Origin of the sequence: Azonexus sp. (assembly GCF_049652925.1) — a bacterium.
In the GTDB taxonomy this organism is placed as follows: domain Bacteria; phylum Pseudomonadota; class Gammaproteobacteria; order Burkholderiales; family Rhodocyclaceae; genus Azonexus.
On the sequence record NZ_JBASFI010000025.1, the window covers coordinates 38,700 to 64,620 of the forward strand.

A 25,921-nucleotide genomic window follows, 5' to 3' on the forward strand; every position below is an offset into this window, starting at 1 on the left:
ATTAGTCATCTAGCCGCGGCGGGCGACCGTCAAAAATCTGGTTGCGGCGGCGCTGCAAATAAGCGTCGCGAATATAAGCATATTTATCCAGAGCGGCTTCTTCGACGACCTTGTCGGAAGGCAGCAAACTGGCGCGAACGTCGACAAAACGCAACGCTGCCATGCTGTTGCGCACCGACACCGGCCGCACATACATCACGGGATCGGCATAGGTACCAACGGCAAAACCGACCGTATCCCGCACGTTGCGCGGGCCAATTATCGGCCAGAACAGGTAACCGCCACCGTCCACGCCCCAGACCGCCAAGGTCTGACCAAAATCCTCATCATGCCGATCAAGACCCAATTCGCTGGCGACATCGAACATGCCGAAAATGCCGACCGTCGAATTGATCAGCAGGCGCCCCAGGTCAATACCCGCGTCGCCAAACTTCCCCTGCAGGGCACTATTGACGCCGCCCCACAGATCGCCGGCATTGCCGAAAAAATTGCCAACACTGGCCTTGACCGGCAACGGGACGACATTGTCATAAGCCTGAGCAACCGGCTTGGCAGCATATTTGTCGATGACCTCATTAACCGCGAACATCGGGCGATTGAATGCCTCGTAGGGGTCACGCGGATTTTCTTCGGCCTGCGCACCGGAACAAGTCAACGTGACGACGAGAGCCCCAAGGGCCAAGCGGAGCGCCCCACGAATTCCCGATGCGTAAAAATAGTCCATCATTTCTTGTCCTGTCCGTCCGCTGCCTTGCTGAATAGAAACTGGCTGATCAATTTTTCGAGCACTACTGCTGACTGCGTCTTGGCAATCGTATCACCGGCCGCCAACATCTTTTCGTCGCCACCCGCATCAAACCCGACGTACTGTTCGCCAAGCAGACCCGCCGTATTGATCGACGCGAAGGTGTCTTTCGGGAAGTGGTAGCGCCCGTCAATTGTCATGCTGACCACCGCTTCGTAGGTCGTTGAATCAAACTGGATATCGACAATCCGCCCAACCACCACCCCGGCACTTTTTACCGGACCACGCACCTTCAGGCCGCCAATATTATCAAACTTGGCCTTCAAAACGTATGATTCTGACAAATGTGATGACGACAGGTTCCCCACCTGGAGCGACAGAAAAAGCAGGGCAGCCAGGCCGAGTGCCACAAAAAAACCGACCCACAGGTCGAGAACAGTACGATTCATCAGGCTCCCCGGAACATGAACGAGGTTAGGACAAAATCCAGCGCCAGAACGGTCAGCACTGAAGTCACCACGGTACGCGTAATGGCGCGCGAAACGCCCTCGGCCGTCGGGACCGAGTCATAACCTTCAAAAACGGCTATCAAGGAAACGGCGATCCCGAAGACAAAACTTTTCACCACACCATTCCAGATGTCATAACGAAAATCGACGCTGGCCTGCATCTGTGACCAGTAGGAGCCGTCATCGACACCGATGACAACGACGCCAATCAACCATCCGCCAAGGACACCCATGGCCGAAAAAATGGCGGCCAGCAGCGGCATCGAGATAACGCCGCCCCAGAAACGCGGCGCCACAACGCGGGCTATCGGATTGACGGCCATCATGTCCATCGCCTTGAGTTGCTCCGTTGCCTTCATCAGGCCAATTTCTGCAGTCACCGACGATCCAGCCCGTGAAGCGAAGAAGATGGCTGCCAGAACCGGACCCAGTTCACGGGTCAGCGACAGGGCAACCAGCGTTCCCAGCGCTTCCGTAGAGCCGAAACGCTGCAGGATTTCATACCCTTGAAGACCGAGCACCAGGCCGACAAACAGCCCTGAAACCATGATGATCAACAGCGACAGCACACCGCTGAAATATATTTCGCGCAAAGTCAGCGGCAGGCGACGGAAAGAAGATCCCGAATGCATAAGCACAGCCCACAGGAATCGCGCCGCGAAGCCGAGTCGCCAAATGCGGTCAACCGAAGAGTGGCCAAGCTTTCGAATAACGGAAACAGGATCAAACATGCGCAGCCAAACTCAGAAACTCGTCCCGCACCGACGGGGCCGGATAATCAAAATGAACCGGGCCGTCCGGCGCAGCATGAACGAATTGATGAACGAACGGGTCGGTCGAAGCACGAATCTCGTCTGGGGTACCCTCGGCAACCACTCGCCCGCCATTCATGAAGTAGATGTAGTCGACGATCAACAGTGACTCCTGAATATCGTGGGTCACCATGATTGAGGTTGCCCCCAGCGCATCGTTCAACCTGCGGATCAACTGACCGATGACGCCCAGCGCAATCGGGTCGAGCCCGGTAAATGGCTCGTCGTACATCACCAGCATCGGGTCAAGCGCCAAGGCACGGGCCAGCGCTACCCGCCGGGCCATGCCGCCGGACAACGCTCCTGGCATCAATTTGTGCGCACCGCGCAAACCGACCGCCTCAAGTTTCATCAGCACCAGGTCACGGATCATTTCATCCGACATATCAGTGTGCTCGCGCATCGGGAAAGCGACATTCTCGAATACGGTCATGTCGGTAAACAAGGCACCAAACTGAAAAAGCATGCCCATCCGCCGGCGCAAGCGATATAGATCCGCTTCCGACATTCCGCACACCTGATGCTTTTCCAGGCGAACGCGCCCGCCGGTCGGCCGCAACTGGCCGCCGATGCAACGTAGCAGCGTCGTTTTGCCACAACCGGACCCCCCCATGATGGCCACGACTTTACCGCGCGGAATCTTCATGTTGATTCCCTGCAGGACCGGCTGACCATCGTAGGCAAATTGGAGTTCTTCGATATCGACAAGGATGTCGTCGGACAAAGCATATTCCTTGGAAAAAGTCGGCCGATTTTAGCAGAAAGCCCCACCGTCGCCGGGAAACGACAAGGCTATAATCGAACAAATTTCATATGGAATGTTGTGCTCTTGCCATCAGCCAAGCCACTCTTGTTGATCGTCGACGATGATTCGCTCATCAGCGAATCGCTCAGTTTCGCCTTTGCGCAGGAATATGACGTTCTCACCAGCCAATCCCGAGCGCATGCCCTGACCTTGCTCCGGCAACTCAGGCAACCGCCTCAGCTTGCCTTGGTCGATCTTGGCCTCCCCCCGTTCCCGCACCGTCCCGACGAGGGGTTTGCCCTGATTGGTGACCTGCTGGCCCTGTCGCCAGATATGAAAATCATCGTCCTTTCAGGCCAGAGCGACGAAGGCAATGCCCGCCATGCGCGCACGCTGGGCGCGGTCGACTTTGTGGCCAAGCCATGCGACCCCAGTCGCCTGACCGAACTATTCCGGCAGGCCCTGCGTTTTGGCAACGAATCCCAGACCACCCATGCCGGCGGACTGATCGGTGAAAGCCTGCCCATGCAGCGCCTCCGCCTGCAACTCGGCCAATACGCCAATCTCGCTTACCCCGTACTAATCGAAGGCGAGTCAGGCAGCGGCAAGGACATTGTCGCCAGTCACTACCTGCACCGCCTGACCGACCGCCAGGACAAGCCCTTTCTTGCCCTGAACTGCGCAGCCATATCACCGACGCTGCTTGAGCCAACACTTTTTGGCTACGCCAAGGGCGCCTTTACCGGCGCTGTCAGCGCCAAGTCCGGCTATTTCGAAGACGCCGACAGCGGAACGCTCTTCCTCGACGAAATCGGCGAACTGCCACTCGACCTGCAACCCAAACTGCTGCGCGTACTCGAAAACGGCGAATACCAGCGCGTCGGCGAAACACAGTCCCGGATTTCCACGGCACGCATCGTTGCCGCGACCAATCGCGACCTGCGCCAGGAAATGCGTGCAGGAAGATTTCGGGCTGACCTTTTTCACCGTCTTTCCGTGTTCACCGTAACAGTTCCGCCGCTGCGAGAAACAGGACTGGACAGGCTGCTGTTGCTTGAGCATTTTCGCAAGAGCTGTGCCGCCAGCGTTCGCACCGAACCCTTTAGGCTTGCTGCGCCGGCCCAGTCCCTCTGGCTGGACTACGGTTTTCCGGGCAATGTCCGCGAGCTGCGCAACATCGCCATTCGGCTTAGTGCTCGCTACCCGGGACAAACTGTCACCGCCGAGCAGTTACGCGCCGAGTTCGATCATTTCGACGCCCCTGAGCCCGCGACGGCCACGGCCATGCTTATTGCCGGCGACCTCGAAGAGGTCAAGCAGGCGGCGCGTCGACACCTCGAAAAAGCGTCGCCGCTCAACCTAGATGCCACACTCGAACTCTGGCAACGCGGCTACATCGAGGCGGCCATCGAACTGAGCGCCGGCAACATGAGCGAAGCCGCCCGCCGCCTCGGCATCAACCGCACGACACTCTACAATCGCATGGAAAGCTGGACCCGCCGATGAGCCTTTATCTCGACCATTTCGGCCTGCGCGAGCCACCGTTTCGTATTACGCCGCACACCGACTTTTTCTTTACCGGCGCCAACCGCGGGCCAACGCTCGACGCCCTGATCTATGCCATCACCCAGGACGAAGGCATCGTCAAGGTCACCGGCGAAGTCGGCAGCGGCAAGACCATGCTCTGCCGGATGCTGCTCGAGCGCCTGCCCGAGAAGGTCGAAACGCTCTACCTGGCAAATCCGTCGCTCTCCCGGCAGGAAATCCTCGGCGCCATCGCCGATGAGCTCGGCATCCCGACCGACGGCAAGGCCACGCACTCGCTGACCCGCGCCTTGCAGGATGCACTCATCGCGCGCTACGCAGAGGGCAAGCGCGTGGTATTGCTGATCGACGAAGCGCACGCGATGCCCGCCGAGTCGCTCGAAGAAATCCGGCTGCTTTCCAACCTCGAGTCAAAAGCCGCGAAACTCCTGCAGATCGCGCTCTTCGCCCAGCCCGAACTGGACGAGCGCCTCGCCGCTACTGACATGCGCCAGCTGCGCGAGCGCATCACCCAGCACTTCAACCTGGCGCCGCTCAAGCAGGACGATGTTGCTGCCTACATCGAGTTTCGCCTGCGCGCAGCCGGCTATCACGGCCCCAACCCATTCACGGCCGAAGCAGTGGCGATGATTGCCAAGGTTTCCGAAGGCCTGTCGCGACGCATCAATATTCTCGCCGACAAGGCCCTGCTTGCGGCCTATTCGAGCGGCGCCCATCAAGTTGGCAGCAACGAGATCAAGCTTGCGGCACACGATGCGCGATTTTCACCGCTGAAACCCAAAGCACCCTTCAACCCGAAGCCGCTGCTTTGGGGGGCTGCTGGCGCCAGCGTCGTCGCCCTGCTCGCAGCCCTCTTCATTGGTACGCCGCCCAGCGCCTTCCGGGAGCCTCCGCCCAGCAGCGCACAGGCATCCGGCGAGGCCCCGCAAGCTAGCCAGACAGCCCAGTCTGGCAAGCGCCTGCAGCCAGGGCCATTACGCTCCGAAACACAAGTCCAGCCTGCCAGCTTCGACAAAATCCGCTTTGCCCCCCTGACCCGCCAGCATTTTGGGCAATACGACCAGTGGATTGAGGATGCCCCCAACAATCATTACTTTATTCAATTGCTGGCCACAGACGCCACCCAAACGGGCCAGATCGAGGGCTTCCTCGCCCGGGCAAATACCGTGCTTGACCCATCACAAATTCGGGCCTACCGCTCCAGCCTATCGGGGAGAGATCGTGTCGGCGTGATTTTTGGCGATTACGAGAGCCGCGAAGAAGCTGTTGCAGCCATGCAGAGCCTGCCGGAGTCGATCAAGGCAGCGCAGCCATTTCCAAGACAGGTCAGCAAATTACGTTAACCGATCAGCATGCGCCACCCCGTGTTACCACGCCAATTTACGTGCTAGCATCATAGCGATATATCGTGACCCGTGACCACCCCGCTCAGACAAGGCAAAACCCGATGAAAATCGGTTTCATCAGCGTAACGCTCGTTTCTTTCCTGCTGGCCGCCTGCGCGGCGCCAACCCCGCGCGAACCGCTGAAGGGGCACCTGAATACGGAAAGCACGGTTCCGGTGGCATCAGCCAACATACCCGCCCCGGTCCAGCAAACACTGGCCCTGCCCATGCCGCGCGCAACCCGCAAGGCAGAAACCTACAGTGTTGTCGTCAATAACGTTCCGGTTCGCGAGCTGCTCTTTGCCCTGGCCCGCGACGCCAAGACCAACGTGGACATTCACCCCGGCATAACCGGCACGGTCACCCTGAATGCCATTGACCAGACTTTGCCGCAACTGCTGACCCGGATTTCGAAACAGGTCGACATGCGCTTCGAACTGGACGGCCCGAACCTCGCCGTCATGCCCGATTCGCCTTTCCTGAAACACTACAAGGTCGATTACGTGAACATGGCACGCAATGTCACGGGCACGGTCTCGACCAACACCCAGATTGCCACCGGAACGACTGGTAGCTCGGGAAACACAAGCGCACAGGCCACCGGAGGGGGTGGAAACATTTCCAACACGCGCATTGAAAACACCTCCCGCAATCAATTCTGGGAGTCGCTGGAAAAGAACATCAAGGACATCCTGCGCGAGACAGACAAGGTCTTCCCGGAAGGATCAAGCGAAACCGTCATTGAGAAATCCACGGCGCAAACCGCGACAGGTGCCGCCGCTCTGCCTCAAGGCACCGGGCAACGAGCAGCCCAGGCCATTGCCAATGCCTTGCAAGCCAATCCCAATCCAAATACAGCAAGTCAGGCGACCGGTACTTCAATTGAGCGCCGCAGCACCTTTCGTGAAGCCGCATCAGTCATCATGAACGCCGAAAGCGGCATCATTACGGTGCGCGCGACACAACGCCAGCATGATCGGATTCAGGAGTTTGTGGATCGCGTTTCCAACTCGGCCAGGAAACAGGTTCTGATCGAGGCGACCATCGTCGAGGTCACGCTCAAGGATGGCTATCAGCAAGGTATCAACTGGACACATCTGACTCGAGGGGGTGCCATCAGTTTCATCGGCAACACCTTGACTGGCAACGCCACGAATCTGAAATACACCCCTAACGGTAGTGAGGACTCAACTGCGCTTGTCACCATGCTGAACACTTTCGGCAATACCAAGGTGCTTTCCAGCCCGCGCGTTTCGGTCATGAACAACCAGTCAGCGCTGCTGAAGGTCGTTGAAAACTACGTCTATTTCAGCGTCAAGGCCGACACGACAACGACCGCCAACGTCGGCACGACCACCACCTATACGACGACGCCGCAATCCGTTTCGGTCGGCCTCGTCGTCAGCGTCACGCCGCAAATCAGCGACGGCGATGACGTGACGCTCAACGTCCGCCCGACAATTACTTCCGTCGCTCGCGAAGTGCTCGACCCCAACCCCGACCTCAAGAAAAACGCCATCGAAAATCCTGTCCCAGTCATCCGGACCCGCGAGATCGAATCGGTGATGCGAGTTGCCAGCGGCAACATCGCCATTCTTGGCGGCCTGATGGAAGACAAGATCGACTACCAGAATCAGCGCGTCCCGCTGCTCGGGCAAATCCCGCTGGCCGGCGAACTGGTGAATAACCGGAACAACGCAGCCCAGAAGACTGAACTGGTCATTTTCCTCCGTCCCGTGGTCATCAAGGACGCCAGCCTCGATGGTGACTACGCGGCCTTGCGCCACCACCTGCCCGGACAGAATTTTTTCGCTCAGCCGAATGAAGCGCAGCCCTTCAATATCACTCCGAGCCGCTGAGGCCCGCGCATGAGCCTGCTGATGGATGCTCTGCGACGGGCGGAAAACGCCAAGCTGGAATCTGCCCGCAACCCGCAAGGGGGAATGCTGCCAACGGCCAGCGACATGCTCAGCCTTGAACCGATTGCACAGGAGCCGGCAAAGACTTCGCCCAATCCGTTGCCGGACCTTGCCTCGCATCTCGCTGCTGTCGATGCCGAGCTGGCCAAGTCGGCACTCCCCGAACCTCGCCCGGCCGCCGTCGAAGCCCGCGCAACCCCGCAAGCCAGGCCCGCCGAGGCACGTGAGTCCGTGCGCAACGCCTTTGCCGCCAAGCAGCCCCCGGCCACACCGTCGCGACTTCCACTCTGGCTGGCTCTTGGCACGCTCGGCATTGCCGGCATCACCATTGGAGGCTATGTCTGGTATCAAATGAATTCAATGAACCGTGGATCGCTGGCGGTCAGCACACCGGTGGGCATGGCGCAGCCATCGCCGCCCCGGGCCGGACCGGCAGTTCAGCCCGCCCCGCCTTTGGATTTAGCCCCTTTTTCCCGGTCGACCGTGGAAACGACTACCGAGCCGGCCGCAGCGCCGCTTTTCCCGCGACGGGAAGCCCGCCCGGCACCGATGTTGGCGCCCGATGGCGAAGCCTCCCCCCCGATTCGCCTGACGCGCACCCAGCCGGAACCTGACGCCAATCTGGCGCGCGGCCACGCCAGCCTGCAACGCGGCGATACCGAACTGTCACGCCGGGAATTCGAACAGGCGCTGCAACGCGACCCGAACAACACCGATGCCCTGCTCGCGCTCGCTGCCATTGCCCATCGCCAGGGGCGCGCGGCGGACGCCGATAATTTGCGCCAGCGGGCGCTGGTGGCCAATCCCAGCGATCCGGCGACGCAGGCCGCCATACTCAACAACCAATCCGCGAATGCCGACCCATACATGGCCGAAAGCCGTTTGAAATCGCTGCTCTCCAGCCAGCCGGAATCGGCGCCGCTCAATTTTGCGCTCGGCAATCTCTACTCTCGCCAAGGCCGCTGGGCCGAGGCGCAGCAGGTCTATTTCAACGCTGTGGCAGCCGAAGGCGACAACCCGGACTACCTCTTCAACCTGGCCGTCAGCCTCGATCACCTGCGCCAACCGCGCCTCGCAGCTCAGCACTATCGGCTGGCACTCGAAGCATCGGCCAAACGCCCGGCGGGCTTCTCCCGCGACAATGTCCAGAAGCGGCTGGGCGAGCTTCAGCCATAACGCCCATGAGCACATCCACCCTCCAGCACCGCCCGCTCGGCCAGATTCTCATTTCCGAAGGCATTTTGTCGGAAGACCAGCTGCGCATTGCACTCCTGGAGCAGATGAAGCAAAACCAGCCGATCGGCAAGTTGCTGGTTTCTCTCGGCTTCGTCACCGAGGCCACGCTGCGCCAGGCGCTGTCCGAAAACCTGGGCAAGCAGAGCATCGACCTGTCGCACGCCGTTGTCGATCCGCAGGCGCTCAAGCTGGTGCCGCGCGATCTGGCCAAACGCCACCACCTGCTGCCACTCGACTACGACATCCCGAACCGCCGCCTGACGCTGGCCATTTCGGACATCAACGATATCGTTGGTCTCGACCGTGTCCGCGGTCAACTGGAAGAAGGCACCGAAATTGAAACGCTGCTCGGCGGCGAATCGGAAATCGACCACGCCATTGACCAGTACTACGGTCACGAACTGTCGATCGACGGCATCCTGCACGAGATCGAAACCGGCGAAATCGACTGGCAGAGCCTGTCCACCACCGACGACGAATACAGCCAGCCAGTTGTTCGCCTGATCGACTCGATCCTCACCGACGCGGTCAAGCGCGAGGCCTCGGACATCCACTTCGAACCGGAAGCGAATTTCCTGCGCATCCGCTATCGCATCGACGGCATGCTGCGCCAGATTCGTGCCCTGCATAAGTCCTACTGGCCGGCGATGACGGTGCGCATCAAGGTGCTTTCCGGCATGAACATCGCCGAAATGCGGGCGCCGCAGGATGGCCGGATCAGCCTCACCGTTTCCGGCCGGCCGATCGATTTCCGTGTGGCCAGCCAGCCGACCATCCATGGCGAAAACATCGTCCTGCGTATTCTCGACCGGCAGAAGGGCATCGTCCCGCTCGAAGGGCTGGGTTTGGCCGAGGAGCATTTGCACCAGCTCAAGCTCATGATTTCGCGGCCCGAGGGCATCATCCTTGTTACCGGGCCGACCGGCAGCGGCAAGACGACGACGCTGTACTCGGTGCTCAACCACATCAATTCCGAGGGCATCCACATCATGACCCTCGAAGACCCAGTCGAATACCCGATGGCGATGGTCCGCCAGACCTCGGTCTCGGAAACCGCCAAGCTCGATTTCGCCAACGGCATCCGCTCGATGATGCGACAGGATCCGGACGTCATCCTGGTCGGCGAGGTACGCGATGCCGAAACGGCCGAAATGGCCTTTCGCGCGGCGATGACGGGCCACCAGGTGTACACGACCCTGCACACCAATTCGGCCATCGGCGCCGTGCCGCGCCTGCTCGACATCGGTGTGCTGCCCGACGTGATGGCCGGCAACATCATCGGGATCATCGCCCAGCGCCTGATCCGCCGCCTGTGCGAGCACTGCAAATCACCGTATCACGCCGAACCGCATGAGATCCGCCTCCTTGGCGACCTTGGTGACGGCCCGCGGCCGGTGTTGTTCCGCGCCACCGGTTGCGAATTGTGCGACTTCCAGGGTTACCGCGGCCGCATCGCGATCATGGAACTGCTGCGCATCGACGCCGGCATCGACGAGTTGATCGCCCGCCGCGCCACCACCCACGAAATCCGCTCGCGGGCGCTGCTGCAAGGCTTCACCACGCTGGCCGACGACGGCATGCAGCGCGTGCTGAACGGCACGACTTCGCTTGAAGAACTGGCCCGCGTCGTCGATCTGACCGACCGGATGTAGGCGGGCCATGCTGTTCGATTACAAGGCAGTCAGTGTCGAAGGTCGGATGACCTACGGACGACTCGATGCGATCAATCTGGTCGATCTCGAAATGCGCCTGAAGCGCATGAATCTCGATCTGATCACCGGCTCGCCAATCATGCATCGTGCCCTGTTCGGCGCGCAGCGCGTACCGCGGCCGGAGCTGATCAATTTCTGCTTCCACCTCGAACACCTGACCCGGGCCGGGGTCCCCATCCTCGAAGGGCTGACCGATCTGCGCGACTCGGTAGACCACCCCCGCTTCCGCGAAGTGATGGCCGGACTGATCGAAAGCATCGAAGGCGGCCAGACCTTGTCGCAGGCCATGAACGCCCATCCGGAAATCTTCAGCCAGGTGTTCTGCAACCTGATTCGCGCCGGCGAGGCCAGCGGCCAGCTGCCCGACGTGCTGGCCAGCCTGGCCGAATCGCTGAAATGGGAAGACGAACTGGCCTCGCACACGAAAAAGCTGCTGATGTACCCGGCTTTCGTGGCGACCATCGTGCTCTCCGCCACCTTCTTCCTGATGATCTACATGGTCCCGCAGCTCAAGCTGTTCGTGAAGAACATGGGCCAGGTGCTGCCACCGCACACCAAGCTGCTGTTTTTCATCTCCGACCTGCTGGTCAGCTACTGGTACGTTTTCCTGGCGCTGCCGATCATTGCCGTCATTACCTTGCAGGCCGTGCTGCGCAGCAACCCGCTGGCGCGTGTCCGCCTGGATGGCATCAAACTGAGTCTGCCGGTCATCGGACCGATTCTGAAAAAGATCATCCTCTCCCGTTTTGCCAACACCTTCGCCATGCTCTACGCCTCCGGCATTCCGGTACTCGAGTCGATCCGGACCACCCAGGCTGTGGTCGGCAACCACGTCGTACGCAAGGCGCTCGAGCGCGTCGAACAATCAATCCGCGAAGGCCAGAACGTGGCCAGCGCCTTCCGCGATGTCGGCATGTTTCCGCCACTCGTCGTGCGCATGCTGCGCATTGGCGAAAGCACAGGCGGGCTGGACAAGGCGCTGCTCAACGTCAGCTATTTCTACAACCGCGACGTCAAGGAATCGGTCGGCAAGGCGCAGGCGCTGATCGAGCCGATGCTGACGCTTTTCATGGGCGCCCTGCTCGGCTGGATTATGCTGTCGGTCATCGGCCCCATTTACGACGTCATCAGCAAGATCAAAACGTGAGCTGCCGCCTCCTCTATCTCAACACCCATCGCCTATCGGCCCACGCCTGGCAGCAAGGCAGCCTGCGCGCCGAGGGGATGTTCGACAACGACGAGGACGGCCTGCGGCTATTTGCCGAATACCTCCAGGAGCACAGCAGCAGCCAGTTCTCGCTGCTGGCCAATGTCGCCGAGGAAGGCCATGTGCTGGAAACTATCCCCTTCCTGCAGGGTGGCGACCGGCAAACGCTGATTACCCGCAAGATCGGCCAGCATTTTCTCGGCACGCCGCTCGCCGCAGCCATTTCGCTGGGCTATGAGAAAAGCCAGCGCAAGAACGAAAAGCTGCTCCTTTCGGCCCTCACCAACCCGGCCCATTTCGAGCCATGGCTACGCCGGATAAGCGATGCCGAGGTGCCGCTGGCCGGTATTTACACGGTGGCCCAACTCGGCGGCCAGCTACTCAAGAAGCTGGGGCAGGAAAGCGGCCGCTGCCTGCTGCTCACCGTGCAGGATCATTCGATCCGCGAGACCTACCTGGTTGACGGCCACGCCCACTTTTCGCGCATGGCCCCGCTCACCGACAGCAGCATTGCCGGCATCGCCAGCGCCTTGGCGGCCGAATCGGGCAAGCTGCACCAGTACCTGATCGGCCAGCGTCTGATCGGTCGCGACGAAAGCCTGCCGGCATTCATCGTCGCCCATCCGGCGACCATCCCGGCCATTGAAAAGGCCTGCCCGGAACACAGCCCGCTGAGTTTCAGGCTGATCGACAGCCATGTCGCCGCCGGCAAGCTCAAGTTGCGCACGCTTCCCGCCGACAATCGCAGCGACCTGCTTTTCCTGCATCTGCTGGCAACGGCCCCGCCCGCCCAGCAGTTCGCCGGCGAAACGCATCGCCATCATTTCCGTCTGTCGCAAATCCGCCACGGCCTCTTCGCGGCCGGCCTGATCGCCCTGCTCGGGGGCGTTCTATTTGCCGCCAAGGAAACCTACGAGGCCCGAAGCCTGCGGGCCGAAGCCAGTGCGCTGATCGCCAACGAAACCGATCTCAACCGGCGCTATCAGGAAATCTCGGCCACCTTCCCACAACTGGACGTCGACCACGAGACGTTACGCCGACTGACCACCCGCTATGGCGAACTCGTCGCCCAGCAGCGCCAACCGACCCCAAGCTACCGCATGGTGAGCCGGGTTCTAGATCGCATGCCAGCCATCATGCTCGAAGGCATCGATTGGAAAAATGGGCAAAATTCCCGGTTGACCGTGGGAACCCAGGTTAGCGAGCCAGAAATCACCACCGTCCGCGGCTCCATCCATCTTGAGCGAGCGACGACCCGGCAAACCCTGGCCGTCTTCGATCAGTTTGTCGACGCCCTGCGCGCCGACCCTGGCAACACCATCAACGTCCTGCAACGCCCCTTCGACATCGAATCAGGACGCGCCCTGCGCGGCGGCGACGGGCTGGACGAAGAAGCCCAGCCGCGGCAGTTTGCCGTCGAAATCGTCAGGAAAGTCGCGCCATGAAACTGACCGGCCGCGATCTCCCGAAACTCTGGCTGCCGCTGCTCGCCGCGCTGGCCATGTTCATCGTCGCCGGCCTGCTCGTCTGGGGCAGCCAGCTCGACGCCGGCAAGGCCGAGCAAGAGCGCAGCGCCGCAACAGCCGCCAAGAACCAGATCGAGCAACGCCTGCGTCAGGTCCGCACCGAAGAGCAGGAAATCCGGGATCGAACCCAACTCCTGCAGCAACTGCAACACTCCGGCATCACCGGCGATGAAAAACGGCTCGACTGGATGGAAATGCTCCGCGAAACACAACGCGAGTTGCGCATCCCGGGCATGAGCTACGAATTCGGCGCCCAGACCAGCCTCGACAAGGGCGACGACACCACCTATACGTGGTTCAGCAGCCCCCTACACGTGAAACTCCGCCTCCTGCACGAAGAAGACCTGCTCAATTTCCTGGCCCGCGTCGAGAAAAATGCCAGGGCCCTGGTCATCGTCCGTAGCTGCAAGCTGGCACCCCTGCCCAGTCAGGCAAATGGCCGCGAAGTCATGGCCCAGCTCGGCGCCGAATGCGACATGCAGTGGCTGACGTCCCGCCCGGCGAGTGGAAAAAAATGAGCCCGGCCCGACTGATCATCCATCTCCTTTTGGCGCTGGCCGTCACACCCAGCTTTGCCCAAGAATCGCCGCTCGGCCGCCTTTTCCTCGACCCGCAGCAACGGGCGAGACTCGATGCCCAGCGCCAGCACAACCCCGGCTTCCAGCCCAATTCCGGCGACAACGAAGCCAGCCAGACCATCAACGGCGAAGTGCGCAGCAGCAATGGCCGACGCACCCGCTGGATCAACGGCGAAGCCGACTGGGAAGGCACCACCCCGCCCCCGCGCGTACCGGTCGGCGACACCTTCAACCCGGCAACCGGTGAGCGCGAAAGCGTAATCGGCAGCGGCCGTATCGACATAAAACGCGGCGGCAGCACAAAATGAATCACTGCGCCCCCCCCTCCGCGCAAAGGGGCGTTGCACTCATCGCCCTGCTCGTCATGCTCCTGCTCGCCGGCGGCTATGCTTTCTATCGCAGCAGCAACCTCGGCGGCACAGCGTATCAGGAGCGCGACACCGTCCTGCAACGCCTGGCACAGGCCAAGGAGGCCGTCATCGCCCATGCCGTCAACGATGCCACGCGGCCCGGCCGCCTGCTCTGTCCCGACCTGGTCGGCGACGGCAATTCACCGCTGCTGTCTCGCGACGACTGCGACAGCTACAGTGGCTGGCTGCCATGGAAGACGCTCGACCTCAGCGAAAACACCGACGCCCAGGGCGGAAAATTCCGCTACCACATGACCCCGACCTTCGGCGGCCAGAGCCCCAACGTCGTTCTCAACAGCGATACCTCGACCACGTTGCGCCTCGACGTTCCAGCCGGCAGCAACAGCAATGACATCGCTGCCGTCATCATCGCCACACGCGGAGCCCCCGACACCCGCAACGCCGATGGTGACAACTATTTCTTCAACTACGACCGCATCAACGAGCTCAGCACCGCCGAAGATAACGACATTGTCATCGCCATCACCCGCCAGGAACTCATGGCCGCCGTCGAACAGCGTATCGCCAACGAACTGCGCACCTGTCTCGAGCAACATTCCCGCAGCACCAACACCTACCCGTGGCCCGCCCCGTTTTCGCGTATCAACGAGCAAACACTGACCAACACGGCAAATGTCACAACACGCATTACCAATGCCCCCGGAAGCACCGGATCGCTGTTCGGGATGCTGCCCGACACCCAGCCCGGCAACCCGGAACAGTCGTTGCAGCGCTCCACCCTAAGCTTGCGCGAACTGCAAACGACCCTGGCTCAGTCGCAGGCACCGACGACCGCTACCCTGTTGGCACTGCAAGCCGAAGCAGCCAACGCGCTGGCCCTGTACGACCGCATTTTCCTGGCCGCCGTCGCACTGTACGACTCGGCCTCCCGCGCCGGACAGAGCCTGACCCAACTCGAAAACACCTTCGATTCGGCCACCGCCAGCGCGCCGATCTACGGCACGCTGGCGCCAACCATTCCGCCCGCCATCACGGCCAGCCAGGCGACCCTCGACGCATTCCAGACGGCGCTCGCCGACAGCGGCTTCGACCTTTTCGTCGGCAAGTTGATACTGTTGAACCAGAACATCGAAAGCAAGCTCTCGCAACTTCATGCCCAGCCGACCAGCACGCAAGTCAAAAACGTTCTGGACGCGGTCACCCCTCTCAGAAACGGCCTTCTAGACAACAGTCAAACAACGGATGTCGCCATCAATAGTGTCATTTCGAGCGCCTTTACACTGGCCACCACGGCTGCCAGCAGCCTGAATACTGCCAAAAAACTGTTGTCCAGCGAAGCAGTCAAGCTGGCCAGGGAGGACACCGAAGCCCTGCTGATTGCCAGCCAATCCATCGCACCCGTCGTGCAAGCCAGTCGCGATGCCGCAACGCCGGGCAGCACGGCAGACAATGTCGCGCTCGAATCGATCACAGTGGCGATCAATTTGCTCGCCACGGCGCAGAACACGGCGCCAGCCAACGTAACCGCCGCGCGCAATCTGACCAAGACCATCAATATCCTGCAAGCTTGGGTTTCGATTGCTATCGAACTGACGCCCGACCTCGCCGGCAAGGCGCGCAAGGGAATCGTCGGCGGGCAGGTCGCTCAGGAAAACCGCGACAGTTCGGCCTACACGGCAGCCAGTCGCTTGCTGAACAGTTTCGATGGCAGCAGCGGCGCCATCGCGGTGCTGGGAAATACAAGCGCCACCAGCGCAGAAATCGCAGCCGCCATCGACACCCTGCGGAACCGCCTTGACACCTTGATCGCCGCAGCCGACGCTCTCGACGATAGCCTGCAAACCAGTTTTGCCCAGGCCACCATCCCGACCCAGTGGTCCGGCAACGGATGCGCCTTTCTGGCCCCTACCAGCAGCCAGGGCAACTGGTGGACACAAGGCAACTGGAAGACCTTGTTCTTCTACCAGATCAGCGCACAGGTGCGACCGCCAAACGGCACGCTGACCGTCAACGGCGCCGGCGCCCACCGCGCAGTTATCGTCGGCGCCGGTCGCGCCTTATCCTCGCAGCTTCGGCCAAGCCCCGATGTCAGCCAATATCTGGAGAAGGGCAATGGCGATCCATCTCGCAATGGCGACGCCCTGGCGCCAATATCCCGTTTCATCGTCGAGACCGTTGGTCCCTCATTCAATGACCGTATTGCCTACTGAACCAGCCGCTTACCGCCACTCCCTGCCTGTCCCGGCCCGGCATGGCGGCTTTTCGCTTGTCGAACTGACCATCGTGCTGGTCATTGTCGCCCTGCTGGCCGGCGGCCTCATGTTCGGCTTGTCGGGCCAGCGCGAACAGATTCAGAACAAGGAGGCACGGCAGCAACTGGAAACCATTCGCGAAGCACTCATCGGCTACGCGATGGCCAACGGACGGCTACCCTGCCCGGCCCCCGCCAACCTGCCCAATACCGATGCAAACGCCGGCAGGGCACTCGCACCTCCGTGCGACAATGCCTCGCGTTTTGGCGTAGTACCCTGGGTTACGCTGGGCCTGCCCGAAACCGACCCGTGGGGTAATCGCTTTACCTATTTTGTCAGTGCAAAATTCACCGCGGCGTTGGCGGCGGACGCCCAGGCCAGTTTCACGCTCTCGACGGGAAGCGCGACCGCCGTACCACCGGACAATGCGGGCACGGCGAATGTGAGGGACAACGGTTTGGATATCGCCTCCGACGTGCCCGCCGTCATTGTCAGCCACGGCAGCCGTGGTGCCGGCGCCTACCAGGCAACCGGCGCCCAGCTACCCGGCCCCGCCGGCGATGAAGCCGAAAACGCCAACGCCGATCTGACCTTCATCGCCCACACGCCAACCGAAAACTTCGACGATCTGCTCACCTGGATCATCCCCACCTTGCTCAAGTCGCGTCTGGTTGCCGTAGGCAAACTCCCCTAGACAAGCCCCCAGTCAACCCTTTGGCATATTGACCGGGCGTCGACCGACTGCCAAACTAAGCCGACCAGCCAATCCTGAGCGACCGCCCCATCCCGTGAGCCATCTACCTTTCCTCGTCGCACTGCGTTCCGGAGGCATTCTTCCCGAAGACGATGCAGAAACGCGCCTGAAGAAATCGCTGCTGGTCTTCGCCACGGGCCTGGTCTGTACCGGCTCGATGCTCTGGCTGTTCCTGTATGGCCAGATGGGGCCGCAATTTTCGGCCAATGCGCCTTTCATTTTCCAGTTGCTGCTGGTCGGCAACCTGCTCTACTACTTCCGCAGCGGCAATTTCGACCTCTTCCGCTATTCGCAACTGGCCCTCTTCCTGTTCGCTCCCTTTGCCGTGCAGTGGAGCATAGGCAACTTCATCACGGCGAGCGGCACGAGTCTATGGGGCTTGCTCGCCCCGATCGGCGCTGTACTCTTCTTCGGGGCACGCGAATCGCTGGCCTGGTTCTTCGCCTACATATTCCTGACCGCCCTGTCCGGCTTTTTCGACTACTTCCTGGCCGACAGCCTGGCCAGCAGCGCCCCAAAAATATCGATCCGGACCAGCGTCTTTTTCTTCGCCCTCAACTTTGCCGCCATTTCCAGCATCGTTTATCTGCTTCTGCGCTACGCGGTTCTGGAGAAAGCCAAGGCGCAGGCCAGCCTTGAAGAAACACATCGGCTGCTGCAGGATGAGCAGGAGCGTTCCGAACGCCTGCTACTCAATATCCTGCCCGGTCCGATTGCCGAACGGCTGAAACGCGACAGCCAGGCCATCGCCGACGGCTTTGCCGACGTCACGATCATGTTCGTCGATATCGTCAATTTCACTCGTATCGCCGAAGGGCTGACGCCACAACAGGTTTTCGCCATGCTCAACCGGATATTCTCGTCATTCGACGAACTGGCCGAGCACTACGGCATGGAGAAGATCAAAACCATTGGCGATGCCTACATGGTCGCCGGCGGCCTCAACAACGAGCAGACCAACTACACCCGATCCATCGCCGAACTGGCCGTCGCCATGCGCGACCTGTTGCATCGCGACTTCACGGTTAATGACATGCATCTCGATGTTCGTATCGGCATTGGCACCGGGCCGGTCGTCGCCGGTGTCGTCGGCAAGAAGAAGTTCATCTACGACCTGTGGGGCGACACCGTCAATCTGGCCAGCCGTATCACCAGCGAAGGCACTCCGGGCATGATCCACGTCGATGCAACCACTCACCTGCGCCTGGCCCAGCATTTTTCTTTCGATGAACCACAGACGCTCTATCTCAAGGGCAAGGGCAATACCGTCGTTTATCGCCTGAATGGCTTACGGGGGCTACAACCTATCGGCGGACCGACAAGGTGAACGCAACGCACCCCGGCCGATTCTCAGCCAGGACCAGTGAATAGCCCACCCCGTCAGCCTGCCGTGCTGCGTGATACAAACCGATTCCCAGACCGTCTTCGGAGTTTACCGGCTCTTTTAACAAGGCGCTGGCCAAAGACGGTGCAATGGCCTGACCATCATCCGAGACTGTCAGGCTGCCATCAGCAAAAAGCACTCTGATCTTCAGACCCGGTTGGCGCAAACGTTTGGCCAGCGCATTCTGCAACAGGTTTTCTGCCACGCTGTCGAATAGCGGGCCGGGCAAGAAGTGACCGGCAGAGGCTTGGCCCAGCCACTCGACCTGCGAATGCCCATTACGCTCCTTGAACAGACGCCACCACTCGCGAGCCTCCACCTCCTCCAGACGCTCGATTTGTGGCGATTGCAGTTTATCCAGCGTCGCTTTCAGGCGATCCGCTATTTGCGGCAACTGTCTGCCCAGCAAGGCCGCAACCTCAGCCGGATCGCCTGGCTGATTTGCGGCATAGCAAAGGACTTGCAAGGACTGGAGCAGATTCTTGACGTCGTGCGTTACCCGCGCGCCGGTTTCGTAAATGGCCTGAACATAATCCATGCGCTGCAACCGGTGCGTCTGCAACTTGACCAGATAAAACTCGACAGCAAGGCGAAGTAACCACTCGACATGCCAGCGCATCGCCGGTGAAGGTGAGTGATAAAAATGGACCGACAGCGTTAGTTCATTCGCTTGGCTGGTGTGGGCATACGAGGTCTGCTCGCCGGACTGTCCGGCCCGCTCTCCGGCCCGCCAGGAAACGCCGACAACCCACGGAATGCCTTGCAAACGGAGCATCACCGCATCGAGAAACAGGGCCGGATCGGTGTGCCGCTCGCTCTCCTCCGAAAGCTGAACGAGCCACTGCTCAAGCGGCATGCCGAGCGACAACATATAACGTGAAATCGCCGAGCCGATGCCCGAAAAACCGCCGCGCGGGTTCCATGCCCAAGCCACGACCAGCAACGCCCCGGCAACAGCCAACGAAGTCTTGAACAAGGCCTCAACATAACCAGCTCCGCCAACCAGCATGTAAGCCAGCGCCCCCAATACAAAAACAGCGAGGACAAGAAAAACCATGACCCCATAGAACAGATCGAAGGCTTCGCCAGATTTACGCTGTGGCGCCCGGGCCGGAAAAACAAGCAGGAAGGGCAGAAAAATCGGCATGAAGCGAGCAAGTGATCCGCGCAAGACCGGATCGATGGCTACCGCCGGCGAGATTTCAGGTATCACACCCAGAACGGTGATACCGACCAGATAACCGAATGCCAGAAGATAGCCTGAGCGCTCGCCAGATCTTTCAGTCCCCAGCACCCGCCCACCAATGGCTGCGGCAAGCGCTCCGCACCATATCAATAACAGCCACGGTCCGAGCATGAGTGTAGACCCCAGAACCACGCCGAGCAACACTGCCCCTTGTCGCAATTCGATCCGGCGCTCGCCGGCGACAAAGGGTTGCCAAATCAGGAAAAGGCCGAGAGCAACCACCCACAACAGACGAACGGCTGAAATCTTCCATCCGCCAAATGCCAGTGCATGAAGCATCAACAAATGGGTGGCCAGCAGAAAATGCGGCCAGGCGGCCAAGCGGCTGGCAATTTGGCCGACGATCCCGGTGTTCATATTTCAGACAACCTGTCCATATCTCGACACTTATTTCCCGGCCTTTTGTAAAGAATTGTCAAATATACGCCAAAACGCATAGGCACGAAATTTGCGGAAGAATAATCAGAATTCAATCGGAGCATGCCATGAAATACCAACAAAAAGGCTTCACCCTTGTCGAAATCGCCATTGTCCTGGTCATTATCGGGCTGTTACTGGGCGGGGTACTAAAGGGCCAGGAGCTGATCAATAGCGCGAAGGTTAAGAACTTTGCAACCGACTTCCGAAATATTCCCCTGTTTATCTACGGCTATCAGGACAAATACAAAGCGCTGCCCGGAGATGATTCCGCTGCAAGCACCCACGTCACCGGTGCCACGACGGCAACCTGTAGCAGTTGCCTCGGGAATGGCGTAATAAATGGCGCGTGGAATACCACAACAGCCACCGATGAAAGCTTCCTGTTCTGGCAGCATGTTCGACTTGCCGGCCTTGCTGCAGGCCCGACCGTTACATCCGCTGCCGACTACATTCCGAAAAATGCTGATGGCGGCATAATCGGCATCACCAGCGGAGCCAGCACGCCGATTACCGGATTACGCGGATCGTACATCGTATGTTCGCAAGGTATTTTGGGGAAATTTGCGAAACAACTCGACATCACAATGGATGATGGCAATACAGCTACGGGCTCGATGCAGACAATGACCACTCAAACCGCAAATCAAACCACGGCAGTTAGCCCGGTTCCCAACACCGGGACCACTGGATTAATTGACGACGCAACCTCTTATACGGTTTGCATGGGATTGTAGGCACCTAAGTACAACGCAACATGGCCCGCCGCTTCGGCGGGCTTTTTCATTTCTGCAGCAGGCGCTCCTCGGCTGCGGTCACGGCCTCGGGGAGGCCAAGGACGACAACCACATCCCCTTCTTCCAACCGTGTTTCCGGTGCTGGCTCCAGAGCGCGAATACCACGCCGGCGGATGGCGCTGACTTCACAATCCAGTTCGTCAAGATTCAACGCATCCAGCGTCTGCCCAATACCGGCTGCGCCTGAGACAAGAAGGACGGAGTGGAGGCGTGGGTGATGTTCATCATCGTCATCGTGATCGCGGTCCGATATGCCGCGATAAAAACCACGCAACAGGCTATAACGCTGGGAGCGTGTCTGACGAATACGCTTGAGCACCCGGTTGACCGGGACCCCAACCAGCACCAGTGCATGAGAAGCAAGCATCAGACTGGCCTCCAGCACTTCCGGGACAACTTCTGCTGCACCCGCCTTGGTCAGACGGTCCATATCGCGCTCATCAAAAGTACGGACAACCACCGGCAAGTCAGGACGCGATTCCTGAACGTGATGCAGGACTTTCTCGGCCAACGGGGTGTCGCTGACGGTGACGATGACCACGCTGGCCCGCATCAGGCCAGCTGCCAGCAAGGCTTCTTTCCTGCCGACATCGCCATAAACGACGTTCTCACCACCAGCCGCGGCCTCCCGGACGCGATCCGGATCGAGGTCAAGGGCCACATAGGTGATGTTTTCCTGGTTCAGGAAACGGGCAAGATACTGCCCGCTCCGGCCGAAACCGCAGAGAATCACGTGCTTTTCAGCGCCCATCGACTGAGCCGCGATCTTGGTCAATTGCATTGAGCGCATCATCCATTCGCTGGCGACGAAGCGCACCACGATCCGCTCGCTGTACTGAACAATGAACGGTGCAGTGAGCATCGACAGGACGAGCACGGTCAACGCGACTTGCTGGATTTCCCTGGGCATGTTGACGATCTCGCCGAGCAGCACAAAACCGAATTCGCCACCGGCGCACAGCCACAAGCCGGAACGGATCGCATTGCCAGGGGAGGAGCCCAAACGCCACGAAAGCAGGCCGACCACCAGTGACTTGATCAGCAACAAGGCGAGCAGCGCCAGCAAGACCTGCCACCACAACCCGACCAGAATATGCAGATCAAGCTTGACGCCGATGGTGACGAAGAACAGTCCCATCAGCACATCGCGGAAGGGTTTGATGTCTTCTTCCACCTGCATTTTGTATTCGGTTTCCGAAATCAGCATGCCGGCGACGAAAGCGCCAAGCGCCAGCGACAACCCGGCCAGCTCTGTGATGGTGGCTAGGCTCAACGTAATCAGCAGCACGTTAAGAACGAACACTTCGGAAGACTTGGCGCGCGCGACGAAATGAAACCACTTGCGCATCAGCTTCTGGCCGAAGACAAGAATGACAGCCAGCACAACAACTGCCTTGAACAAAGCCACCGCCAACAGCATGGCCAGTTTTTCCGGCGGCTGAGTCAGCGAGGGAATGATGACCAACAGCGGAACCACGGCCAGATCCTGGAAGAGCAGGACGCCCATGATCTCCCTCCCGTGCGCTGAATCGAGTTGCTGACGCTCGACCAGTAGCTTGGTCAGGACTGCCGTCGATGACATGGCAAAAACACCGCCGAGGGCGATGCCCAGTTGCCAACTGACACCGAAGAGCATGACCAGCCCGCCAACCAGGGTCATGCTCAGAATCACCTGCAACATACCGAGGCCAAATACGATGCGCTTCATCGCATACAGTTTGGGCAGCGAGAACTCGAGGCCGATGGAGAACATCAGGAAAACGACGCCGAATTCGGCGAGGTGCTCGGCCCGATAGACGTCGTTCATCAGGTTCAGGGCATGCGGACCGATGACGCTGCCGACGAACAGGTAACCGAGCACCGGCGGCAAATTGAAACGACGAAAGATAACCACGGCCAGAACCGAGGCGCCAAGCAGAAGGAGGACTAGGGAGAGTGCGCTCAAGGTCGTTGCGGGAAGTCGGGTATACTTCGGCCATCATAACCTCAGCAAGCCCATGAACCCAAGCCAATCTACCGCCCGCTTCTCGCCGGAACGCGCTCTGGAACTGGGTCGTCAGACCCTGAGCATCGAGGCTGCTGCGGTCGACGCTCTGAAAAGCCGAATAAACGAAGATTTTTCGCGCGCCGTCGAGCTGATCCTGAACAGCCACGGCCGCCTGATCGTCAGCGGCATGGGCAAATCAGGGCATATCGCGCGCAAGATTGCGGCCACTATGGCCAGCACCGGCACCCCGGCCTATTTCGTTCATCCCGCTGAAGCCAGCCATGGCGATCTTGGCATGATCACCCGCGACGACGTGTTACTCGCCCTCTCCAATTCCGGCGAATCGGGCGAACTGCTCAGCATCCTGCCCGCCCTCAAGCGTCAGGGCGCCAAGATCATCTCGATGACCGGCGTCCCGACGTCAACGCTGGCCCGCGAAGCTGACATTCACCTCGACGCCGGCGTTGCCCAGGAAGCCTGTCCGCACAACCTCGCACCGACTGCCAGCACGACGGCGGCCCTGGCGCTGGGCGATGCCCTGGCTGTTGCCTTGCTCGACGCCCGCGGTTTCGGGCCGGACGACTTCGCCCGCTCGCATCCAGGCGGCTCGCTCGGCCGTCGCCTGCTCACCCACGTTCGCGACGTCATGCGCGCCGATGACCGGGTTCCGGCCGTCGCTCCCAATACGCCGATCACCGACGCCATCATCGCCATGTCGCGTGGCGGGCTGGGGCTGGTCGCGATTACCGATCCCGCCAACGTCGTGCTCGGCATCTTCACCGACGGCGACCTGCGCCGCTCTTTTGAAAAACGCATCGACCTTTTGCAAGGCGACATCGCATCGGTCATGTTCGCCTCGCCGCGCACCATTGGCCCCGACCGCCTCGCCGTCGAAGCCGTCGAAATGATGGAGCGCCTGCGCATCAACGCCTTGCTCGTCGTCGATGCCGACAATCACCTGATCGGGGCGCTCAACATGCACGATCTCTTTACCGCCAAGGTCATCTGATGGACATCAACGCCCGCGCCGCCAACATCAAGCTCATCGCCTTCGACATCGACGGCGTGATGACCGATGGCGGCCTGCATTACACCGACGACGGCCATGAGCTGAAGACCTTCAACGTCCAGGACGGCCTCGGTGTTGTGCTGTTGCGCCGTGCCGGCATCAAGGTGGCCATTATTACGGGGCGCACTTCGAACGTCGTCAATTGCCGCGCCAAGGATCTCGGCGTCGAACATGTCTTCCACGGTGTCGGCGACAAGGGCGCCGTTTCTGGCCAGTTGCTCGAACAACTCGGGTTGCAGTGGTCGGAACTCGCCTTCATGGGCGATGACCTGATCGACCTGCCGGCGATGACCCGCTGCGGACTGGCCATCGCGCCGGCCAATGCCCGCCCCGTCGTCAAGGAACGGGCCCACTTGGTGACCGAGGCCGGTGGCGGCAAAGGTGCCGTCCGCGAGGCCATCGAATTCCTTCTCGCCGCCCAGGGCAAGCTCGACGCGGCCTTCGCGCCCTACTTCAACCCACAATGAAACACTGGCCCAGCCAACTCTTTCCGGTCATCGTTCTGCTGATCCTCGCCGGGCTCAGTTTTTGGCTGCAAAGTACCGTTGACCGTGGCGAAACGAACAACGACGGCAAATTCCGCCATGATCCGGACGCCATGGCCGAGAACTTCACCGTCCGCCGTTTCGGCCAGGACGGCCAGATCAAATATCGGCTCACCGCGCCGCATCTCGTGCACTACCCGGACGACGACACCTCCGAACTGAAGTCGCCGACGCTGATCAGCTATCGCCCGGAAGGCGCCACGGTCACCGTCACCGGTGATCACGCCAAAGTCACCGCCAAGGGCGAAACCATTTTCCTCTGGGACAATGTCAGCGTGATCCGTGCCGCGACGCCGGGCCGCCTGGAAATGGTCGCCCGCATGCCCGACCTGACCGCCCAGCCCGACGCCGGTATCGCCTTCACCGGCAGCCCGGTGGAAATTACCCAGGGGCAGTCCTGGGTCAAGGGCGTCGGCATCCATATTGACAACAACACCTCGACCCTCGTCCTGCAATCGCAGGTTCGCGGGCAATACATCCGATCCGGGGCCGCGCCATGACCATTCGACTTGCCACGCTCACCCTCTGCCTTCTGCTCAGCCTGCCAGCCCTTGCCGAACGGGCGGACCGCAACAAGCCGATGCTGCTTGAGGCCAACCGCGTCTCGATCGACGACGCCAAGAAGATCCAGATTCTCGAAGGCGATGTCCTGATCACCAAGGGCACGATGACGCTGAAAGCCGACCGCGTGGTGATCAAGGAAGACCAGTACGGCTTCCAGAAGGGCACGGCTTTCGGCGGCAAGAACGGGCTCGCCCGCTTCCGCCAGAAGCGCGACGGCAAGGAGGAATACGTCGAGGGTGAGGGCGAGCGCATCGAGTACAACACCAACAGCGAAGTCGTCGAGCTGTTCCACCGCGCCTGGGTCAAGAGTGGCGAAGATCAGGTTCGCGGCGATTACATCTGGTACGACGCGGTCAGTGAGAAATATCTGGTGACGGCTGGCGAAACGCGCGACCCGAAGGCCCCGCCCGGACGTGTTCGCGTCGTCATCCAGCCGAAGGGCAAGGACAGCGACGCGAAGCCGGCGGCCCGCGGTGAGCACCTGGAACTCAAGGGCGCCGGCAACCTCGGGTCGCAAAACGCACAATAGCAGTGCATCGGCGGACCGACACCAGCGTAAACCCCTGCGTTTACTGAGTCGGCGACGTCTGCCAAGCCCATGATTTTGATGGGCTTA

Annotated in this window: 23 protein-coding genes; 17 read left to right on the forward strand and 6 right to left on the reverse strand. The window is 60.4% G+C overall.

Annotated features, from left to right (window positions below; all coding sequences use genetic code 11):
* Position 1: 1 nt before the first annotated feature.
* Genes WBK19_RS13890 through WBK19_RS13905 form a run of 4 tightly spaced genes read right to left on the reverse strand, consistent with a single transcriptional unit; the run spans position 2 to position 2,790 of the window.
* Positions 2–727: an MlaA family lipoprotein gene (locus WBK19_RS13890; protein WP_511290678.1), complete on the reverse strand. Its 726-nt coding sequence runs from the start codon at positions 725–727 to the stop codon at positions 2–4.
* Positions 724–1,194 carry an outer membrane lipid asymmetry maintenance protein MlaD gene (mlaD, locus tag WBK19_RS13895; protein WP_511290680.1) on the reverse strand — a complete coding sequence of 157 codons (471 nt, stop codon included), beginning with the start codon at positions 1,192–1,194 and terminating at the stop codon, positions 724–726. Before mlaD ends, WBK19_RS13890 begins: the two co-directional genes overlap by 4 nt.
* Positions 1,194–1,985: a lipid asymmetry maintenance ABC transporter permease subunit MlaE gene (gene mlaE, locus WBK19_RS13900; protein ID WP_511290682.1), complete on the reverse strand. Its 792-nt coding sequence runs from the start codon at positions 1,983–1,985 to the stop codon at positions 1,194–1,196. Before mlaE ends, mlaD begins: the two co-directional genes overlap by 1 nt.
* The gene (locus WBK19_RS13905) at positions 1,978–2,790 is read right to left on the reverse strand and encodes an ABC transporter ATP-binding protein (protein WP_511290684.1); all 813 of its coding nucleotides are present in this window, start codon (positions 2,788–2,790) and stop codon (positions 1,978–1,980) included. The genes mlaE and WBK19_RS13905 overlap by 8 nt, the downstream gene beginning before the upstream one ends.
* A gap of 99 nt (positions 2,791–2,889) precedes the next feature.
* Between WBK19_RS13905 and WBK19_RS13910 the strand changes: the two genes are divergently transcribed.
* The 12 genes from WBK19_RS13910 (at position 2,890) to WBK19_RS13965 (ending at position 18,623) form a co-directional block, all read left to right on the forward strand.
* Positions 2,890–4,317, forward strand: a complete 1,428-nt coding sequence (locus WBK19_RS13910) for a sigma-54-dependent transcriptional regulator (RefSeq protein WP_511290686.1) — start codon at positions 2,890–2,892, stop codon at positions 4,315–4,317.
* A complete protein-coding gene (locus WBK19_RS13915) occupies positions 4,314–5,699 on the forward strand; it encodes an ExeA family protein (protein ID WP_511290688.1) in 1,386 nt (461 codons plus the stop codon). The genes WBK19_RS13910 and WBK19_RS13915 overlap by 4 nt, the downstream gene beginning before the upstream one ends.
* A gap of 104 nt (positions 5,700–5,803) precedes the next feature.
* Positions 5,804–7,600 carry a pilus (MSHA type) biogenesis protein MshL gene (gene mshL, locus WBK19_RS13920; RefSeq protein ID WP_511290690.1) on the forward strand — a complete coding sequence of 599 codons (1,797 nt, stop codon included), beginning with the start codon at positions 5,804–5,806 and terminating at the stop codon, positions 7,598–7,600.
* 9 nt (positions 7,601–7,609) lie between these two features.
* Positions 7,610–8,836 (forward strand): tetratricopeptide repeat protein, encoded by a 1,227-nt coding sequence (locus WBK19_RS13925; RefSeq protein ID WP_511290692.1) that lies wholly within the window; start codon positions 7,610–7,612, stop codon positions 8,834–8,836.
* A gap of 5 nt (positions 8,837–8,841) precedes the next feature.
* Complete coding sequence (locus tag WBK19_RS13930; RefSeq protein ID WP_511290694.1) at positions 8,842–10,548, forward strand: GspE/PulE family protein; 1,707 nt, start codon at positions 8,842–8,844, stop codon at positions 10,546–10,548.
* Positions 10,549–10,555: 7 nt separating this feature from the next.
* Positions 10,556–11,755, forward strand: coding sequence for a type II secretion system F family protein (locus WBK19_RS13935; protein WP_511290696.1), 1,200 nt, complete (start codon positions 10,556–10,558; stop codon positions 11,753–11,755).
* On the forward strand, positions 11,752–13,260 hold the full coding sequence (locus tag WBK19_RS13940; protein ID WP_511290698.1) for a hypothetical protein: 1,509 nt from the start codon (positions 11,752–11,754) through the stop codon (positions 13,258–13,260). Before WBK19_RS13935 ends, WBK19_RS13940 begins: the two co-directional genes overlap by 4 nt.
* On the forward strand, positions 13,257–13,859 hold the full coding sequence (locus WBK19_RS13945) for a hypothetical protein (RefSeq protein ID WP_511290700.1): 603 nt from the start codon (positions 13,257–13,259) through the stop codon (positions 13,857–13,859). The genes WBK19_RS13940 and WBK19_RS13945 overlap by 4 nt, the downstream gene beginning before the upstream one ends.
* A complete protein-coding gene (locus tag WBK19_RS13950; protein WP_511290702.1) occupies positions 13,856–14,227 on the forward strand; it encodes a hypothetical protein in 372 nt (123 codons plus the stop codon). The genes WBK19_RS13945 and WBK19_RS13950 overlap by 4 nt, the downstream gene beginning before the upstream one ends.
* Positions 14,224–16,500 carry a hypothetical protein gene (locus tag WBK19_RS13955; protein WP_511290704.1) on the forward strand — a complete coding sequence of 759 codons (2,277 nt, stop codon included), beginning with the start codon at positions 14,224–14,226 and terminating at the stop codon, positions 16,498–16,500. The genes WBK19_RS13950 and WBK19_RS13955 overlap by 4 nt, the downstream gene beginning before the upstream one ends.
* Positions 16,481–17,236, forward strand: a complete 756-nt coding sequence (locus tag WBK19_RS13960) for a type II secretion system protein (protein WP_511290706.1) — start codon at positions 16,481–16,483, stop codon at positions 17,234–17,236. Before WBK19_RS13955 ends, WBK19_RS13960 begins: the two co-directional genes overlap by 20 nt.
* Positions 17,237–17,330: 94 nt before the next feature.
* Positions 17,331–18,623: an adenylate/guanylate cyclase domain-containing protein gene (locus tag WBK19_RS13965; protein ID WP_511290708.1), complete on the forward strand. Its 1,293-nt coding sequence runs from the start codon at positions 17,331–17,333 to the stop codon at positions 18,621–18,623.
* Here the strand turns inward: WBK19_RS13965 and WBK19_RS13970 are convergent.
* A complete protein-coding gene (locus tag WBK19_RS13970) occupies positions 18,601–20,283 on the reverse strand; it encodes a hypothetical protein (protein ID WP_511290710.1) in 1,683 nt (560 codons plus the stop codon). The two genes, WBK19_RS13965 and WBK19_RS13970, sit on opposite strands and share 23 nt — an antisense overlap.
* 128 nt (positions 20,284–20,411) lie before the next feature.
* On the opposite strand from WBK19_RS13970, the gene WBK19_RS13975 reads away from it, so the two are divergent.
* On the forward strand, positions 20,412–21,080 hold the full coding sequence (locus WBK19_RS13975) for a prepilin-type N-terminal cleavage/methylation domain-containing protein (protein WP_511290712.1): 669 nt from the start codon (positions 20,412–20,414) through the stop codon (positions 21,078–21,080).
* A 46-nt stretch (positions 21,081–21,126) separates the two neighbouring features.
* Here WBK19_RS13975 and WBK19_RS13980 read toward each other — a convergent pair whose 3' ends face one another.
* A complete protein-coding gene (locus WBK19_RS13980; protein ID WP_511290714.1) occupies positions 21,127–23,085 on the reverse strand; it encodes a monovalent cation:proton antiporter family protein in 1,959 nt (652 codons plus the stop codon).
* A 52-nt stretch (positions 23,086–23,137) separates the two neighbouring features.
* Between WBK19_RS13980 and WBK19_RS13985 the strand changes: the two genes are divergently transcribed.
* The 4 genes from WBK19_RS13985 to lptA are packed head-to-tail and all read left to right on the forward strand — an operon-like array spanning position 23,138 to position 25,834.
* Complete coding sequence (locus WBK19_RS13985) at positions 23,138–24,136, forward strand: KpsF/GutQ family sugar-phosphate isomerase (protein WP_511290716.1); 999 nt, start codon at positions 23,138–23,140, stop codon at positions 24,134–24,136.
* The gene (locus tag WBK19_RS13990) at positions 24,136–24,663 is read left to right on the forward strand and encodes a KdsC family phosphatase (protein ID WP_511290718.1); all 528 of its coding nucleotides are present in this window, start codon (positions 24,136–24,138) and stop codon (positions 24,661–24,663) included. Before WBK19_RS13985 ends, WBK19_RS13990 begins: the two co-directional genes overlap by 1 nt.
* Positions 24,660–25,241, forward strand: coding sequence for an LPS export ABC transporter periplasmic protein LptC (lptC, locus tag WBK19_RS13995; protein WP_511290720.1), 582 nt, complete (start codon positions 24,660–24,662; stop codon positions 25,239–25,241). Before WBK19_RS13990 ends, lptC begins: the two co-directional genes overlap by 4 nt.
* Positions 25,238–25,834, forward strand: a complete 597-nt coding sequence (lptA, locus tag WBK19_RS14000; protein WP_511290722.1) for a lipopolysaccharide transport periplasmic protein LptA — start codon at positions 25,238–25,240, stop codon at positions 25,832–25,834. The genes lptC and lptA overlap by 4 nt, the downstream gene beginning before the upstream one ends.
* Positions 25,835–25,921: the final 87 nt, after the last annotated feature.

Bases quoted from the DNA above. Each gene is read 5' to 3' on its own strand.
- WBK19_RS13990 (WP_511290718.1), top strand. From the start codon at position 24,136: ATGGACATCAACGCCCGCGCCGCCAACATCAAGCTCATCGCCTTCGAC.
- WBK19_RS13930 (WP_511290694.1), top strand. From the start codon at position 8,842: ATGAGCACATCCACCCTCCAGCACCGCCCGCTCGGCCAGATTCTCATT.
- mlaE (WP_511290682.1), bottom strand. From the start codon at position 1,985: ATGTTTGATCCTGTTTCCGTTATTCGAAAGCTTGGCCACTCTTCGGTT.
- WBK19_RS13985 (WP_511290716.1), top strand. From the start codon at position 23,138: ATGAACCCAAGCCAATCTACCGCCCGCTTCTCGCCGGAACGCGCTCTG.
- lptA (WP_511290722.1), top strand. From the start codon at position 25,238: ATGACCATTCGACTTGCCACGCTCACCCTCTGCCTTCTGCTCAGCCTG.
- WBK19_RS13970 (WP_511290710.1), bottom strand. From the start codon at position 20,283: ATGAACACCGGGATCGTCGGCCAAATTGCCAGCCGCTTGGCCGCCTGG.
- mshL (WP_511290690.1), top strand. From the start codon at position 5,804: ATGAAAATCGGTTTCATCAGCGTAACGCTCGTTTCTTTCCTGCTGGCC.
- WBK19_RS13955 (WP_511290704.1), top strand. From the start codon at position 14,224: ATGAATCACTGCGCCCCCCCCTCCGCGCAAAGGGGCGTTGCACTCATC.
- lptC (WP_511290720.1), top strand. From the start codon at position 24,660: ATGAAACACTGGCCCAGCCAACTCTTTCCGGTCATCGTTCTGCTGATC.
- WBK19_RS13960 (WP_511290706.1), top strand. From the start codon at position 16,481: ATGACCGTATTGCCTACTGAACCAGCCGCTTACCGCCACTCCCTGCCT.
- WBK19_RS13975 (WP_511290712.1), top strand. From the start codon at position 20,412: ATGAAATACCAACAAAAAGGCTTCACCCTTGTCGAAATCGCCATTGTC.
- mlaD (WP_511290680.1), bottom strand. From the start codon at position 1,194: ATGAATCGTACTGTTCTCGACCTGTGGGTCGGTTTTTTTGTGGCACTC.
- WBK19_RS13915 (WP_511290688.1), top strand. From the start codon at position 4,314: ATGAGCCTTTATCTCGACCATTTCGGCCTGCGCGAGCCACCGTTTCGT.
- WBK19_RS13925 (WP_511290692.1), top strand. From the start codon at position 7,610: ATGAGCCTGCTGATGGATGCTCTGCGACGGGCGGAAAACGCCAAGCTG.
- WBK19_RS13890 (WP_511290678.1), bottom strand. From the start codon at position 727: ATGATGGACTATTTTTACGCATCGGGAATTCGTGGGGCGCTCCGCTTG.
- WBK19_RS13935 (WP_511290696.1), top strand. From the start codon at position 10,556: ATGCTGTTCGATTACAAGGCAGTCAGTGTCGAAGGTCGGATGACCTAC.
- WBK19_RS13950 (WP_511290702.1), top strand. From the start codon at position 13,856: ATGAGCCCGGCCCGACTGATCATCCATCTCCTTTTGGCGCTGGCCGTC.
- WBK19_RS13945 (WP_511290700.1), top strand. From the start codon at position 13,257: ATGAAACTGACCGGCCGCGATCTCCCGAAACTCTGGCTGCCGCTGCTC.